The 16,607-nt window shown below is 60.9% G+C and carries 13 protein-coding genes and 1 pseudogene; 11 read left to right on the top strand and 3 right to left on the bottom strand.

The features are described 5' to 3' along the window. Positions 1-11: 11 nt before the first annotated feature. Positions 12-1,112, bottom strand: a complete 1,101-nt coding sequence (gene queG / locus L1073_RS02610; protein ID WP_246896696.1) for a tRNA epoxyqueuosine(34) reductase QueG — start codon at positions 1,110-1,112, stop codon at positions 12-14. A 95-nt stretch (positions 1,113-1,207) separates the two neighbouring features. Here queG and L1073_RS02605 point away from each other — a divergent pair, with 95 nt between their 5' ends. From L1073_RS02605 to L1073_RS02555, 11 genes are all read left to right on the top strand, one after another. Continuing rightward, positions 1,208-2,716, top strand: a complete 1,509-nt coding sequence (locus L1073_RS02605) for an NAD(P)H-hydrate dehydratase (protein WP_246896695.1) — start codon at positions 1,208-1,210, stop codon at positions 2,714-2,716. An 18-nt stretch (positions 2,717-2,734) separates the two neighbouring features. Next, entirely contained in the window at positions 2,735-3,214 is a 480-nt protein-coding gene (gene tsaE / locus L1073_RS02600) for a tRNA (adenosine(37)-N6)-threonylcarbamoyltransferase complex ATPase subunit type 1 TsaE (protein WP_246896694.1), read from the top strand. A gap of 77 nt (positions 3,215-3,291) precedes the next feature. Then, a complete protein-coding gene (locus tag L1073_RS02595; protein WP_246896954.1) occupies positions 3,292-4,704 on the top strand; it encodes an N-acetylmuramoyl-L-alanine amidase in 1,413 nt (470 codons plus the stop codon). Positions 4,705-4,749: 45 nt separating this feature from the next. Next, positions 4,750-6,690, top strand: coding sequence for a DNA mismatch repair endonuclease MutL (mutL, locus tag L1073_RS02590; protein ID WP_246896953.1), 1,941 nt, complete (start codon positions 4,750-4,752; stop codon positions 6,688-6,690). 31 nt (positions 6,691-6,721) lie between these two features. Beyond that, positions 6,722-7,660 (top strand): tRNA (adenosine(37)-N6)-dimethylallyltransferase MiaA, encoded by a 939-nt coding sequence (gene miaA, locus L1073_RS02585; RefSeq protein ID WP_246896692.1) that lies wholly within the window; start codon positions 6,722-6,724, stop codon positions 7,658-7,660. 124 nt (positions 7,661-7,784) lie between these two features. After that, positions 7,785-8,039, top strand: a complete 255-nt coding sequence (gene hfq / locus L1073_RS02580) for an RNA chaperone Hfq (protein WP_246896691.1) — start codon at positions 7,785-7,787, stop codon at positions 8,037-8,039. A 14-nt stretch (positions 8,040-8,053) separates the two neighbouring features. Continuing rightward, a complete protein-coding gene (gene hflX, locus L1073_RS02575) occupies positions 8,054-9,373 on the top strand; it encodes a ribosome rescue GTPase HflX (protein WP_246896690.1) in 1,320 nt (439 codons plus the stop codon). A gap of 62 nt (positions 9,374-9,435) precedes the next feature. Further along, entirely contained in the window at positions 9,436-10,803 is a 1,368-nt protein-coding gene (gene hflK, locus L1073_RS02570; RefSeq protein WP_246896689.1) for an FtsH protease activity modulator HflK, read from the top strand. A gap of 2 nt (positions 10,804-10,805) precedes the next feature. Further along, positions 10,806-11,696, top strand: coding sequence for a protease modulator HflC (gene hflC, locus L1073_RS02565; protein ID WP_246896688.1), 891 nt, complete (start codon positions 10,806-10,808; stop codon positions 11,694-11,696). A 252-nt stretch (positions 11,697-11,948) separates the two neighbouring features. Beyond that, complete coding sequence (locus L1073_RS02560; protein ID WP_246896687.1) at positions 11,949-13,130, top strand: ATP phosphoribosyltransferase regulatory subunit; 1,182 nt, start codon at positions 11,949-11,951, stop codon at positions 13,128-13,130. A gap of 33 nt (positions 13,131-13,163) precedes the next feature. Then, the gene (locus L1073_RS02555; protein ID WP_246896686.1) at positions 13,164-14,459 is read left to right on the top strand and encodes an adenylosuccinate synthase; all 1,296 of its coding nucleotides are present in this window, start codon (positions 13,164-13,166) and stop codon (positions 14,457-14,459) included. A gap of 87 nt (positions 14,460-14,546) precedes the next feature. On the opposite strand, the gene L1073_RS02550 is transcribed toward L1073_RS02555, so the two are convergent. Both L1073_RS02550 and L1073_RS02545 read right to left on the bottom strand, forming a co-directional pair. Continuing rightward, positions 14,547-14,816: a hypothetical protein gene (locus L1073_RS02550; RefSeq protein WP_246896685.1), complete on the bottom strand. Its 270-nt coding sequence runs from the start codon at positions 14,814-14,816 to the stop codon at positions 14,547-14,549. A gap of 662 nt (positions 14,817-15,478) precedes the next feature. Next, positions 15,479-16,480, bottom strand: a pseudogene (locus L1073_RS02545) (glucosyltransferase domain-containing protein); the annotation flags it as partial. Between the last annotated feature and the right edge of the window lie 127 nt (positions 16,481-16,607).

Raw genomic sequence — 16,607 nt, 5'->3', positions numbered from 1 at the left:
CAGGCTGCTAGCTAGACCTCGACCTGACTGACGATGACTTGCTCGCGCTTCTGACGTTGCTGTTCGAGTCCCCAGCGCACGTGTTCGCGGACCAGGTCCGAGGGGTAGGCCAGGCGCGCGCGCAAGGCGCCTTCGACGCGCTCGCTCCAGGGCGCGTTGCCCAGGCCGACGGCCAGGTTGCGCAGCCAGCGTTCGTAGCCGATGCGACGAATCGCGCTGCCTTCGGTGCGCATCTGGAACTCTTCTTCGCTCCAGGTGAAGAGGCGAATCAGCGAGGCGCGGTCGAGGTCGTGGCGCGGCGCGAAGTCTTCCTCCTGCGAGGCGCGCGTGAAACGCGTGAAGGGACATACCAGTTGGCAATCGTCGCAGCCGTATACGCGGTTACCCATCGCCTTGCGGTATTCTTCGGGGATCGAGCCGCCGAGTTCGATGGTCAGATACGAGATGCAGCGCCGCGAATCGATGACCTTGTCGTCGACGATGGCGCCTGTCGGACAAGCCGTCTGACAGCTCGAGCACTTGCCGCAATGCTCGCTCTCGAAGGGGGCGTCCACCGGTAGCGGTAGATCGGTATATAGCTCGCCGAGGAAGAACAGCGAACCGGCCTGGGGATTGAGCAGCATGGCATTCTTGCCGAACCAGCCAAGGCCGGCTTTCTGCGCCAGGGCGCGTTCCATGACCGGGGCCGAATCGACGAAGGCACGGTAGCCGTAAGCGCCGACTTCGTCCTCGATGCGCTTGGCCAGGGTGGCGAGGCGCTTGCGGATCAGCTTGTGGTAATCGCGTCCCAGCGCATAGCGTGAAACATAGGCGCGCTCGGGTTGTCCGAGCACCTTGGTGGTTTCCACCTCGGGGGGCAGGTAGTCCATGCGCACGCTGATGACGCGCAAGGTGCCGGGTATGAGTTCCTCGGGCCGCGTGCGCTTGTGGCCGTGCTTGGCCATGAAGTGCATTTCGCCGTGGTAGCCGGCCGCGAGCCAGCGCTCGAGATAGCGCTCATGCGCCTCGAGATCGGTGTCGGTGATGCCGACCTGCTGAAAGCCGAGCTCGCGTCCCCACGTATGGATGCGATCGGCCAGCGCGGCGTAATCGATGGGTGAAGATGAGGACATGACGAGACCCCCGTAAAGCGAGGGCGCCACCCTAGCGCAATCGTTACGTGGAATAAATGCTTGTCGCCGGCGAGCACGACAACAGGAGGCGAACCATGACAACGACATGCCGAGCGCCGCATCCCTTGTATGGTGCCGATCAGGTCCAGGCGTTGGACCGGCGCCTCATCGCCGAGGGAGTGGCAGGGTTCGAATTGATGCAACGGGCCGCGCAGGCGGCGTATGCTGCTTTGCGTGCGCGCTGGCCGGAGGCGCATCGCTTGAGCGTCTTGTGTGGCGGTGGCAACAACGCTGGCGATGGTTATGTGATGGCGGCGCTGGCGGCGGGTGATGGCCTCGACGTGCAGCTCATCGCCTTGCGTGACCCTGCGACGCTGAGCGGCGACGCGGCCCGGGCTTACGAAATGGCCTGGCAGGCGGGACTGGATGTCATCGAGTGGCGCCCCGAGACGGTAGTCAATGGTGACGTGGTGATCGATGCGTTGCTGGGCACCGGAGCGACGGGCGAGGTTCGCGAGCCATTGCGCCGTGCCATCGAAATTCTCAATGCGACACCGCGCCCGGTGCTGGCGGTGGACGTACCCTCGGGGCTTTCGGCACAGACCGGTAGCGTGGGCGGCGTGGCAGTGCGCGCCAGTCTGACGGTGACCTTCATCGCCGATAAATTCGGTCTGCATACCGGCGCCAGCGCGGATCATGTCGGTGAACTGCGTGTCGAGATGCTCGGTGTGACGCCTCAGGCGCATGATGATCTCGTGCCATTGGGCGAACTGCAGTCGGCCGACATATTGCAGCACGCACTTCCGCCCCGGCCACGGGGCAGTCATAAGGGCGATTTCGGTCATGTGTTGGTGATCGGTGGCGGCGCCGGTTTCGGCGGCGCGGCGTTGATGGCCAGCGAAGCCGCGCTGCGCAGCGGTGCGGGAAAAGTCAGCCTGGCTACCGATGCGGCGCATGTCACGGCGAGCCTGGTGCATAGCCCGGAAGTCATGGTGCGCGGCGTGGAGAAGGCCGAAGATATCCGCGAGCTGCTCGATCAAGCCAATGTGCTGGTGGTCGGGCCGGGTCTTGGACGTCAGGCCTGGGGGTACGCACTGTGGCAGGCAGCGCTCGCCGCAGGGGTGCCCAGTGTACTCGACGCCGATGCACTCAACTGGCTGGCTGAAGAAGCGACCAATCGCCGCGACGACCGGGTACTGACCCCGCATCCCGGCGAGGCGGCGCGGTTACTGGGTGTCTCCGGTGCCGAGATTCAGTCCGACCGGCGTGCGGCGGCACTGGCGCTGCATGAGCGCTATGGGGGTACAGTGGTGCTCAAAGGGGCGGGCACTCTGGTGGCCGACGCGGATGGCGTCGCCGTGTGTCCGTACGGTAACCCGGGCATGGCGAGTGGCGGCATGGGCGATGTGCTCTCCGGAATCGTCGGAGCGTTGCTGGCACAGGGCCAAACGCTGGGCGAAGCGGCGCGGCATGGTGTTCTACTGCATGCCCTGGCCGGTGATGCGGCGGCCCGAGACGGGGGCGAGCGTGGTCTGGTCGCCACGGATCTGGCATCCTATGCGCGCGCGATTGCCAACCCACACCGCTTTGATGTCATGCGATAACGCGAGATGCCACGATAGATGCAACGTTTTCTGCCCAATGAAGCCGCCCATGTCGCTTTCGGTGAAGCCCTGGGGCATGCTCTGGATGGTCACGGTCAAGTACACCTGGAGGGTGAGCTGGGAGCTGGCAAGACGACGCTGACGCGCGGCATCTTGCGTGCCTATGGCCATGAGGGGGCGGTCAAGAGTCCTACTTATACATTGGTGGAGCCGTACATGCTGGACGGGCGCCGCCTCTATCATTTCGATCTCTACCGGCTGGGCGATCCCGAAGAACTCGAATTCATGGGCGCACGCGACATGCTCGGCGAGGACGGCTTGAGCCTCATCGAATGGCCTTCTCGGGGTGCGGGATGGCTGCCCCGGGCCGATTTAGTGGTATGCCTGGCCCTGGAAGGCGAGGGCCGCCACGTCATGCTCGAAGGTCTCAGTCCACATGGCCAGGCCGTCATCGCCGCACTACATGCCACTCGTCAGGACAAGGAAATCGACGCTTGAAGCCGTTTCACGCTACCCCCTGGCAGACACCATGCCGGCTGAGTGCCGTTCGACATCTTATTAGCCTTATCGTGCTGATGATGCTCGCAATGAGTCATGTGGCGCCTGCCCAGGCCGCTGACGTGGATAATATTCGTCTCTGGGCAGCGCCCGATCATGTGCGCGTGGTCTTCGACTTGTCCGACGAGGTGGAAAGCTCCGTATTTCAACTCGACGATCCGCGTCGTTTGGTCGTCGATTTAAAGGATGCGCAACTGGCTTTCGACTCGGACGATGTCGATCTGGGTGATAGTGCGATAGACACGCTACGCACCGGGACACGCAGCGGTGACGATCTCCGTGTGGTCTTCGATCTCAATAGAGAGGTGAAGTCTCATCACTTCCTGTTACCGCCCACCGATCAGTATGGCTATCGCCTCGTGGTCGATCTCGACTATCCGGGAGAGGGCGCGTTGGATGAGCCTGTCGATCCCATCGCGGCCATGATTCGCGATCAGGAAATGGATGCCGAGCGAGAGCTGATGCAGGCCAAGGCCGAAGGGAGGTCGCCGAGCGCGGCGTTGGCCAAGAATGATAGCCAGGCCAAGCCCCACCCCAAGCGTGATATCATCGTTGCTGTCGATCCCGGCCATGGGGGGGAAGATCCGGGGGCGATCGGACCTGGCGGCACGTATGAAAAGGACGTCGTATTGGCCATCGCGCGCAAGGTCAAGACGCACATCAATGCCACGCCAGGCTTCAAGGCCTTCTTGACGCGAGACAGCGATTACTACGTGGGCCTGCGCAAGAGAACGCTGCTGGCGCGTGAGCAAAAAGCCGATTTCTTCGTCTCGGTGCATGCCGATGCGGTCAAGAGCCGGGGGCCCACTGGCAGCTCCGTCTATGCGCTATCCAAGAACGGGGCTACTTCGGAGAGTGCGCGCTGGCTGGCCGAGACGGAAAACCGTTCCGATTTGATTGGCGGTGTCGATGGCAATCTCGACCTGTCCGACAAGGACGAAGTACTGCGCGGTGTTCTGCTCGACCTGACCATGACCGCAACGATGAATGACTCATTGAGCGTCGGCGGCCAAGTGCTGGATAAGCTGGGACGCGTCAATCGTCTGCATCGCTCACAAGTCGAGCAGGCGGGCTTCGTGGTGTTGAAATCACCTGATATCCCATCATTGCTGGTCGAAACCGGTTTCATTTCCAATCCTTCCGAGGAAAAGAAATTGCTCTCGGCGACGTTTCAGGAAAAGGTTGCGGACGCCATCGGCGATGGAATCATCGCGCATTTTCGCCGCCATCCACCTCCCAGCAGTCTGTTGGCCTGGCAGCGCGACCAAAAGCGTGGCGGAGAGCCCGGCGAATATCGCGTGCAAGAGGGCGATACCCTGTCTCAGGTGGCGGCGCGTCATGATGTGACGATGCTGGATATCAAGCAGGCCAACGATCTTAGCGGCGATATCCTGCGCGTGGGCCAAGTGCTGCAGATCCCCCACTCGTGAGCGTGGACATGACGTGAGCCCTATGCGCGAGGCACAATGGTCGCTATGACGCAATTCCGACGCATTCATATCCTTGATCCCCGGCTTGCCAACCAGATTGCAGCCGGCGAGGTCGTCGAACGGCCGGCTTCGGTATTGAAGGAGCTGGCCGAGAACGCCATCGATGCCGGCAGTCAGCGCATCGAGATCGATCTCGAAGCCGGCGGTGCTCGCTTGATTCGTGTGCGTGACGATGGGCGTGGCATCGCCGAGGACGATCTGCCGCTGGCATTGTCGCGGCATGCTACCAGCAAGATCGCTTCGCTGGACGATCTGGAAGGCGTGGATAGCCTTGGCTTTCGTGGTGAGGCACTGGCCTCGATCAGTTCGGTCTCGCGGCTCGAACTGGTTTCCAATACGCAGGATGAGCCGAGCGAGGGCTGGCGCGTGGTCGCCGAAGGTCGCCAGATGGAGCCTCGGGTGAGTCCCGCGCCACATCCGCGTGGCAGTTCGGTCGTGGTCCGCGATCTGTTCTTCAATACCCCTGCGCGACGCAAGTTCCTGCGTACCGAAAAGACCGAATTCGGCCATGTCGAAGAGACGTTTCGGCGGCTGGTGCTGTCGCGCTACGACATCGCCTGGGTACTGCGTCACAATCAGAAGGTCGTGCATCAGTTGCGGGCGGGTGAAGAGCCGGCGGCGATGGAGCGTCGCGTCGGGGCGCTGCTGGGTCGCAATTTCCTCGAGAATGCCCTGCATGTGGACATTGAGGCAACCGGTTTGCGTCTGTGGGGTTGGGTCGGGCTGCCGACATACTCCCGCGCACAGGCGGACCAGCAGTATTTCTTCGTCAATGGCCGGGTCGTGCGTGATCGCCTGGTCGCCCATGCTGTGCGTCAAGCCTATCGCGATGTGCTGTTTCACGGTCGCCACCCGGTTTTCGTTCTCTATCTGGAGCTCGATCCGCACGTGGTCGATGTCAACGTGCATCCCACCAAGCATGAAGTCCGTTTCCGCGATGGACGCCTGGTGCACGATTTCCTGTTCTCGAGCCTGCACCGTGCGCTGGCGGATGCCCGCCCCAATGAGGCCTCCTCGCCACACGCGGCGACCACTACACACGAGGCGACCACTAATGGTGGTGACGTGGCGCCGTCCAGAGAAGCTTCGGCCTCCGAGGGGCAGGAACAACCGCGCTGGCAACAACAGGGCATGGCGCTCGGCGCCGATCAGGAGCGTCCCGCGGCGCATCGCGTGCGCGAATTCATGGCCGGTTACCAGGCACTGCATCCGGAGCATGAAGAACAGCTTTTGATGCCCCAGCCGCAACGCACCGAGGCTGAGGCGCCGGCGGTACCTGAGTCCGATGTCCAGGCGCCGGCGATGCCCGAGGCCGATGCGACCCAGGCACCGCCATTGGGCTATGCGGTGGCGCAGTTGCATGGGGTCTATATCCTCTCGCAGAGCGCACGTGGGATGGTCGTGGTCGACATGCATGCCGCGCACGAGCGCATCACCTATGAGCGTATGAAACAGCAGGTACATGGCGACGGACAGGCCCTGGGGCGGTTGCAGACACAGCCGCTGCTGGTGCCGATGTCGTTGGCGGTCAGCGCGCGCGAGGTGGAAACCGCCGAACGCGAGCGCGAGACCTTCGAGCGCCTGGGGGTCGAGCTGGACGTTGCCGGCCCGGAGACGCTACTCGTGCGCCGGGTGCCGGTACTGCTCGACAACGCCGATGTCGAATCGCTGATTCATGGCATGCTGGGTGATCTCGAGCGTTTCGGGCGTTCGGACAGAGTCGAAGCGCATATCAATGAATTGCTTGCCAGCATGTCGTGCCATGGCAGCGTGAGGGCCAATCGCCGGCTGACAGTGCCGGAGATGAATGCCTTGCTGCGCGACATGGAACGCACCGAACGCAGCGGGCAGTGCAATCATGGGCGGCCGACCTGGACCGAGATGTCGATGCACGAGCTGGATAAGCTATTTCTTCGTGGCCAGTAACGCTGGTCAGCGACCGTTTTCAGGATTCTCGATGAACGATACGCGGCCACTGGCCATCCTCTTGATGGGCCCGACGGCGGCCGGCAAGACCGATTTGGCTATCGCCTTGCGCGAGCGCTTGGGTGGTGAACTGATCAGCGTCGACTCGGCGATGATCTATCGCGGCATGGACATCGGTACCGCGAAACCTTCGGCGGAAGAGCTGGCGCGTGCGCCGCATCGTCTGATCGATATTTGCGATCCCGCCGACACGTATTCTGCCGCTGAATTCCGCGAGGATGCCCTGGCCGAGATGCGCGACATCTCGTCGCAGGGGCGTATACCTATCCTCGTGGGTGGCACCATGATGTACATCAAACGTTTGATCGATGGCGTGGCGGAACTGCCCGCTCGCGATCCTGCGCTGCGCGATGAGCTGGCTCTGCGCGCCGAGTGCGAGGGGTTGGAGGCGTTGCATGCCGAGCTCGCGCAGGTCGATCCGATCGCCGCGAACACTATCCACCCGCACAATCGGCAGCGCCTGTTGCGGGCGCTGGAGGTGTATCGCCTCACCGGCCGGGCACTGGGTGAACTATGGGCTGAGCAGCCTAGTGAAACCTTTCCCTGGCGCCTCGTGTCCATAGCGCTGGCGCCTACCGAACGTTGGGTGCTGCATGAACGTATCGCGCAGCGCTTTGACGCCATGTTAGCAGGAGGCTTCCGCGAGGAAGTTGCCGCTCTCAGAGCGCGCGGCGATTTGCATCGCGGGTTCCCTGCGATTCGCTGTGTCGGCTATCGTCAGATGTGGGAACATTTGGAAGGCGAGACCGATGAGGCCACGATGCGCGAGCGAGGCATGGCGGCGACGCGGCAACTCGCCAAGCGTCAATTGACCTGGCTGCGCAATTGGCCAGGCGTGCAGTGGGTCGATAGTGAGGCGAGCGATATGCATGAGCAGGTATTGAAAATCGTGCGCGGAAGCGGCACTTAGCGTAAGATGACCGGTCACGACAACGCTTGGCGAGTGACGCCGCGAACGGCGGTGGCGACGCGAATGGCGGCTGTGACCCTTCGAAAACGACCATAAACCACAGCGAGAAGTTAGGGAGAGCAAAATGTCCAAAGGACAGTCCCTTCAAGATCCGTACTTGAACATTCTGCGCAAGGAGCGCATTCCGGTCTCCATCTTTTTGGTGAACGGTATTAAATTGCAGGGACAGGTCGAGTCTTTCGATCAATTCGTCATCCTGCTGCGCAATACCGTCAGTCAGATGGTGTACAAGCACGCCATTTCCACGGTCGTGCCATCCCGCAACGTGCGTCTTCCCGTCCAGGATCCGAATGCCCCGGCGGAAGAAGAAGACGTTTGATCGAGAGGCGCTGATTGTTTTTCGAACGTCCCGACGCCGGTGAAACGGCGATCCTCGTCCATGTGGATTTCCACGACGAACAGGAGCGTGAAGACCCGGGAGAATTCCTGGAGTTGGTGCGTTCCTCGGGTGTGACGCCGGCGACCCTCATCGAGGGCAGTCGGCGTCGTCCCGATCCCAAAACATTTATCGGCAGCGGTAAGCTGGAGGAGATTCGCGAGACACGCGAACTTCACGGCGCCGAGGTCGTCATTTTCAATCATGCCTTGTCGCCCTCGCAGGAGCGCAATCTGGAGCGCGCCCTGAAAAGTCGCGTGCTGGATCGCACGGGCCTGATACTGGATATATTCGCGCAACGCGCGCGTACGCATGAAGGTAAACTTCAGGTCGAGCTGGCGCAGCTAGAGTATATGTCGACGCGCCTGGTGCGTGGCTGGACTCACCTGGAGCGCCAGAAGGGCGGGATCGGCTTGCGCGGTCCGGGGGAGACGCAGCTCGAGACCGACCGTCGTTTGCTGGGCGCGCGTATCAAGGCGATTCACAAGCGGTTGGAAAAGGTCCGCACACAGCGTGATCAGAATCGCCGTGCACGGGCGCGTGCCGAGATTCCCAGCGTTTCCCTGGTGGGCTATACCAATGCCGGCAAGTCGACGCTGTTCAATGCCTTGACCAAGGCAGATGTGTACGCGGCCGACCAGCTTTTCGCCACGCTCGACCCGACGCTGCGTCGTATCGACGTGGAGGATGTCGGGCCGGTGGTCATGGCTGATACCGTGGGTTTCATCCGCCATCTTCCACACAAGCTGGTAGAAGCGTTTCGCGCTACCTTGCAGGAAGCGACCGAGGCCTCATTGGTGGTGCATGTCATCGATGCGGCGGACTCGGATCGCGACTTCAATGTGGCGCAGGTGGATGCGGTGCTCGAGGAAATCGGTGCTGCCGAGGTGCCGCGACTGCTGGTTATGAATAAGATCGATATATTTGACAGCGCTCCACGTCTCGAGCGTGACGCGCATGGGCGTCCGCAGATTGTGTGGCTATCGGCACGTGATGCACGCGGCTTTGAATTGCTGCATCAAGCACTCGGCGAGCTGCTGGCTGAAGAGCTGCTCGAGACGAGTTTGACGTTGGCGCCCGATCAGGGAAGATTGCGGGCATCGCTGCATGCGTTGAATGCCGTGCAGCAAGAACGATTTGACGAGCAGGGCCGAATCCTGCTGGATATCCGTCTGCCTAGACGCGATTTCTTTCAACTGATGGCCCGTCTCGGTGAGAAGGCAGCAGATTATTTGCCGCCGGGAGCCCTCGATTGCCCGGAGTGGGAGCGTCACTGACAGTGCCCGTCACTGGCGCCCTTGGCGAGATGCATCGCAATCAATGCAGTGGAGAAAAACGTATGGCTTGGAATGAGCCTGGTGGTGGCAATCAGCAGGACCCGTGGAGCGGCGGCGGTGATCGTCGTGGCAGCGGCAGCGGTGGGGGGAATGGTGGCAACAACCAGGGCCCACCGGATCTCGACGAGGCGCTGAAGAAGTTCAAGGACAAGCTCAATCGCATGATGGGCCAGCGCGGCAAGCGTGGTGGCAACGGCAGCGGCGGCTCATCGGGCGGTAAGGGGAATCCCTTCATACTGCCGGGTGTGCTGGTGATCATCGCGTTGGTCATCTGGGCCGGGTCAGGGTTCTACGTTGTCGATCAGTCTGAACGTGGCGTGGTGCTGCGCTTTGGCGAGTATCACGATACGGTGAATCCTGGTCTGCACTGGAGTCCCACTTTCGTCGATCAAGTGACGAGGGTGAACGTTACCGAGGTGCGGTCGTTCCGTCAGAATGCTTCCATGCTGACGAGCGATACCAACATCGTGACGGTACGCCTTTCTGCTCAGTACCAGGTCGCCAATCCTCGCGATTATGTGCTCAACGTGCGTGATCCTGAGCAGAGCCTGCGCAACGCGCTGGATTCCACGTTGCGCCATGTCGTGGGCGCGAGTGGCATGCAGAACGTGTTGACCAGTACCACTGAGGTGGAAGAAGTCAAACAGATCGATGAAGGCGGCAAGGTGCCGGATATGCCGGAAACAGTGGAGGATCCCAGCGAATTGCCGGTGGTCACCATGACGCCGCCGGTTCCGGATTCATTGCTCAGTGGTCGTGAAGAGCTCGGTCCAGAAGTCGCCAAGCGGCTCCAGGAGTCGCTGGATGCCTATGGACTGGGGCTGCGTTTGCAGACCGTCAACCTGGAAAGCACTCAGGCACCGGAGCAGGTTCAAGATGCCGTGGACGACGTGATTCGCTCGCGAGAGGATCGTCAGCGCTCGATCAACGAAGCGCGCGCCTACGAGAATGCCCTGCAGCCCCGTACCGAAGGGGAGGCGCAGCGCCTTATCGAGGAAGCTACCGGTTATCGTAATACCGTGGTATCGGATGCCGAAGGTCAGACCAGCCGCTTCCTGGCCGTGTTGGGCGAATACCAGCAGGCGCCGGAAGTGACACGCCAACGTCTCTATCTGGATACGGTGAGCGAAGTATTGGGTAACAACCGCAAGGCATTGATCGATGTTGGTTCTCAGAACAACTCGATGATCTATCTACCGCTCGATCAGCTAGGTAAGCCTCGTGCCGGTGATAGTGGTAGCGGTGTTGACTCACAAGATATACGTGAACTCGAGTCGGTCTCCCAGCAGGTTCAAAACGAACCACTTTCTGGTGGCGACAACAGCAATGGTCAGCGCCAGTCGAGCGGAATTTCGCGGGAGGGTCGTTAATCATGGTCAACAATCGTGCCTTGGGTATCGTCGCATTGCTGGCCGTGGGCGCCTGGGTTGCCAGCTCCAGCTTGTATGTGGTGACGGAGACGCAGCGTGCCATCAAGTTACGCTTCGGTGAGGTGGTGCAGGCCGATATCGAACCTGGCCTGCACGTAAAATGGCCAGTGCTCAACACTGTGCGCATCTTCGATGCGCGCGTGCAGACGCTGGAAAGCACCGAGAGTCGCTTTCTGACGGCGGGTCGCAATGCCTTGATCGTCGATTCCTACGTCAAGTGGCAGGTCGTCGATCCCAGCCTGTTCTATCAGGCCACACGTGGTGAAGCGTCGCGTGCCGAGGACCTCATTGCGCCGCGTGTAGATGAAAGCTTGCGTAACGCCTTCGGTAGTCGCGAAGTGGACAAGATCATCAGCGAAGAGCGTAACGAGATGCTCGAGGAGCCTCAGGAGGACTTGGATGAACGGCTGCGCGAGGAAGTAGGTGTCTCGATCCTGGATATACGTCTCAAGCGCGTCGAACTGCCTCAAGAGGTTCAGCAGGCTGTCTTCGAGCGTATGCGTACCGAGCGTAATGCCGAAGCGCGTCAGTATCGCGCCCAGGGGCAGGAGCAGGCCGAGCGTATTCGCGCCCGGGCCGATCGTGAGCGTCAGGTGACGCTGGCTAACGCACGCAAGAAGGCCGAGACGCTGCGTGGTGAAGGCGATGCCAAGTCGGCGGAGATCTACGCCAATGCTTATAGTCAGGACGAGGATTTCTTTGATTTCTATCGCTCTCTGCAAGCGTATCGGAACAGCTTCGACAAGGGCGACGATATGCTGTTGTTGAGCCCGGATAGCGAGTTCTTCCGCTATTTCCGGTCGCCGGAGGGTGAAAGCGGCAGCGACGAATAAATCGCGTACTGGCCTCCGGGGAACCTCCGTTCGGGGAACCTCCGTTCGGGGTACATCCGGGGGCCAACTGTGATAGACTCTTGACACCGGGCGTCGCCCGGTTTTTTTGTGGCCTGTCAGCGGATATGAATGCCTTCATGGCGATTCGCGACGGGCTCGGTATGCGACTCCGACATGACGTGTCAGCGCTCATGTCGTCTCGCCCTCAGCCGACGATGCCAATACGCCACTCATTTCTGGCAGGACCGAAAAATGACCATCGCTGACCGCTGGCTGCTTCCCGACGGCATGGATGAAGTACTTCCGCCTCAGGCGACGCGGATGGAACAACTGCGCCGTGCATTGCTCGATCTCTATGACCGCTGGGGATACGACCTGGTGATTCCTCCGACGGTCGAATTTCTCGATTCGCTTTTGACCGGTACGGGGACCGATCTCGATCTGCAGACGTTCAAGCTGACCGATCAGCTCTCCGGGCGGATGATGGGCGCCAGCGCGGATGTGACGCCGCAGGTGGCGCGTATGGATGCGCACTCATTGAAGCGCAGCGGGCCGGCACGACTTTGCTACTGCACGACCGTGTTGCGCGCCAAGGCCGATCAGCATCAGGGTGGGCGCAGCCCGACTCAGGTCGGCGTGGAGTTGTTCGGCCATGCGGGGCTGGATGCGGACATCGAGGTGTTGCGGCTGGCACTCACGGGGCTGGAAGTCGCCGGAGCCGGCGAAACTCACCTGGCGCTTAGCCATATCGGCATCTATCGTGCCTTGGTGCACGCGGCAGCCTTGAATGCGGAAAGCGAGCATGCGCTTTTCGAAGCCATCGAGCGCAAAGCCTTCAATGACGTCGATGCACTGGTCGAACGCGACGTTCGTGATCCCGCGCTGGCCGAGATGCTGCAAACGTTGCCGCGTCTTTACGGGGGCCAGGAGATGCTCGACCAGGCCCGCGAGGTTTTTGCGGGAGCGCCTCCTGCCGTCGCGGCGGCGCTGGATGAAATTCAGGCGTTGTGCCGTGCCGTGACGGCCAATCATCTACAGGCCGAGGTGTATATCGACTTGGCTGAGTTGCGCGGGTATCAATACCACACGGGTATGGTGTTTGCGGCTTATGTGCCGGGTTACGGTCAGGCCTTGGCCAAGGGAGGGCGCTACGATGATACGGGACGCGCCTTTGGCAGGGCGCGCCCGGCGACGGGGTTTTCCATGGACCTCAAGCTGTTAGCCTCGTTCATCGAGAGTGGCCCGCGTAGCGATGCCATCTGGGCGCCTGCAGACGATCGTGCCACGCTCACCCAGGCCATCGCGCATCTGCGTGCTGCCGGCGAGCGTGTCATTCAGGCATTGCCAGGGCAGCGTGTGGGGCCTCGCGAACAGCGTTGTGACCGGCAGCTAGTGGAAACCAATGGCGAATGGCGGGTCGAGCCGCTCGCGTAAATCGGTGGATTCTTTGATCGAGAGACGAAAGCAATGGGCAAGAACGTAGTCGTATTGGGCACTCAATGGGGTGACGAAGGCAAGGGCAAGGTCGTCGACCTGCTGACGGAATCCGCCGCCACGGTGGTCCGCTTTCAGGGGGGGCACAATGCCGGCCATACGCTCGTGATCGATGGCGAGAAAACCGTCCTGCATCTGATTCCCTCCGGGATCCTGCGTGCCGATAAAACTTGCGTGATCGGCAACGGCGTGGTGCTTTCGCCGGAAGCGTTGATGGAGGAAATCCGCGAGCTGGAAGCGAAAGACGTGCCTGTGCGTGAACGTCTTCGCTTGTCCCCGGCCTGTCCCTTGATACTGCCGTATCACGTGCGTCTCGATCAGGCGCGCGAAAAAGCGCGTGGCATTGCCAAGATTGGCACGACCGGCCGAGGAATCGGGCCGGCCTACGAGGACAAGGTCGCGCGGCGTGGGTTGCGTCTCGGCGATATCCTGTATCGCGAGCGGTTCGCTTCGAAATTGGGTGAGGTTCTCGACTACCATAATTTCGTGCTGACGCAATATCACAACGAATCGCCGGTGGACTTTCAGCAGGTGCTCGATCAGGCGATGGAGATGGCCGAAGAGCTTCGCCCGATGGTCTGCGATACCGTGTCGCTGGTTCACGAGATGCGTAAGGCTGGCGAGAATATCCTCTTCGAAGGGGCGCAAGGCTCGTTGCTGGATATCGACCACGGTACCTATCCGTACGTGACCAGTTCCAATACCACGGCGGGGGGGACGGCTACCGGTTCTGGTGTGGGGCCATTGTATCTTGATTACGTGCTGGGGATTACCAAGGCCTACACCACACGTGTCGGGTCGGGGCCGTTTCCCACCGAGATCTTCGATGAATTCGGTCGCCACTTAGCCGAAAAAGGTCATGAGTTCGGTGCCACGACGGGTCGTGCACGGCGCTGTGGCTGGTTCGATGCCGTGGCGCTACGCCATGCGGTGCAAATCAATTCGGTCTCGGGGCTATGTCTGACCAAGCTGGATGTGCTCGATGGCCTGGAAAACATCCGAGTTTGCATAGGCTATCGCAGCAAGGATGACGCCATTATCGATCACCCCGTCGATTCCGAAGGGTATGAAGCGGTCAAGCCGCTTTACCAGGATCTGCCTGGATGGAGCGAGTCGACCCTGGGAGCCAAGCGCATCGAGGACCTGCCCAATAACGCACGGGCCTATATCAGCTTTCTCGAAGAGCAAACGGGGGTGCCGATCGATACGATCTCCACGGGCCCTGATCGCAACGAGACCATCGTGTTGCGCAACCCGTTCGCGGACTAGTCGCTTCCCGGCGCTATCGAAAAGACGCCCGATCGGCTTCAATGCCGATCGGGCGTTTTTCATCGTGCTTGTGGGTGATGTATGCGATTAACCGCCAGCAAATGCAGCATAGATGGCGATGACGCATAGGATCATCACCAAGCCCACGGGCCAAGCGCCTTTCCAGGGCGTCAGATCGACTTCGCCGGCGTCGTGGTGTACCCACTTGGTTTCACGCGGGAATAGCTTGCTGATGATCAGCAAGACGAAGACGCCTGCCACGAAGTGATACTGGCTGGTGACGTCGAGAATCTTGTTGAAGGGCGGTATGAAATAGCCTGCTGCGATCAATGCAATTGAAGACCAACGACATGCCATTGGCATATCGTCAGTCTTCAAGCGCACGCCACGTCGATAACACGACATCGTGGGGACGAATTTTAGCCGGCGAACCGTCAACTACCATTCGCCATTTGTCTGACATTGCTCGAGCAATGTCTGTGCAGCTCGACTCATGGGTTGCTAGCGTTCCTTCGACAGGCCCCGTCCAAGGAGACGAAGGTTGCGTCTTGCCACTGGTACAGTGTGTACCAGCCACGTTCCAGGAGGGGCTCGAGGGTAGTGCAGTGGTTGGCGAAGTCGTCGCGCAGCGCCTGGTCGCCATTGAACTCGTAACGCTGGGGCAAGCCCAGACGGTAGAGGTTTTGATAGCCCCACCAATAGCCGTTGTCGAGATAGCGTCCCAGTAGTTCCTTGAGGACGGGGAACGCATGCACGCTGTTGTCGGCGCTGTTACTGAGCGGGAGGATGCCGAAGACGACGAGGGGACCGTTCGCCTCGAACCGTCGCAGGTCGTCGACTAGCTGGCGCGACACGCTTTCCTCGAACGCTTTCTGACTGCTCTGGGCATTGCCATAGGCATAAGCGATCACCGTGGCGCCTCCCAGCACGATAACGAGCATTGACATGCCTAAGCGGCGCCATCCGTAGCGCTCGCAAATAGAGACTGCGCAGAACAGTGAGCCGGCGCATAAGGCGCCGAACCCGATGAAGGTGCGCGGACGCCAGAGGGGATCTTCGAGCGCCGCCATGATACCCAGTGCGCCAAGCGGAAGCAGTAGCACGATGATGAGCATGCATAAGAGCCGCCAGGGCAGTGACAGGGCACGCTTGGCCTGTGTTGGCCTGAGGGTGCCCAGAATCAGACCGATTAGCGCGAACAGGGCCGTGGCCGATAGGCCCCACCAAGGTGCACCGGAGAGTGTCCTGGCCGCATAACGCCAGAAGGTCAGGGTGTTGTCGAAGATATGCATGGGCAATGTCGCCGGGGCGGCCATCTGGCTATGCGATAGACTGTAGTCACCGGCCAACCACCAGGGCGAGATCAGCTTGTACCCCAGGAGCGTGACGGCGCCTGCGGCCAGCAAGCCGACATGACGCCGCCATTGTAGTGTGCCATGCGTGGCCAAGCTGAGCAGGGCATGAAACGCGAGCAACACGAAGTAAACGCTCACTGCCGCCTGATAGAAGCATAGGCTGACGAATAAGCCGATGACTGACAGCATGAAACCCTTTTTCGGTGACGATCTCATGCCGATGGCAAAGGCGAGTCCGGCGCAACTGACGGCAAGTGCCATGGGTAAGGCATCGAACTGATAGGAAAGGTTCTGTAGGAAGAAGGGCTGCAGCACCAACAGCGCCATCGCAGGCCAGGCGTAGCCGTCGCTAAATTGTACAAAGGTCTGGCGTAGTGCAACGAGCATTGTCGCGACGCCGGCCAATCCCAACCATAAAGGAAGTGGAGCCAGCTCGACGACACGTGTGCCTAGGTTGAGCATGAGCATGACGGCGTCGGCGAGAGGGCGCGCATTCGAGGTCCAGCCGGGATCGCCATGCATGCTGCGCCAGATATCATCGAGATAGGGACGATCGGCCGCCACGATCGGGTAAGTGGCCAGCACAAGACCAATGAAAGCGCCTATCCACCGCCAGGCATTGGGGCTCGGCGTGCGTGAGGACGGCGGAGTTGATGGTGTCGACATCAGGAATCCTTCGTCTGTATGAAGATAGCGCGGATGAGTGCAATGTGACGACAACGCTGCCAATGGGCTCCCTTCATGCCCTGCGTGATGCTAAGCTCTTGCGTCGGGGGCACGGAAAGCTTCTCGT

It is taken from the genome of Chromohalobacter nigrandesensis, assembly GCF_023061285.1.
Taxonomy (GTDB): Bacteria; Pseudomonadota; Gammaproteobacteria; order Pseudomonadales; family Halomonadaceae; genus Chromohalobacter; species Chromohalobacter nigrandesensis.
Note: the sequence above shows the minus strand (reverse complement) of the source record. Positions and strands in the feature narration are given on the sequence as shown.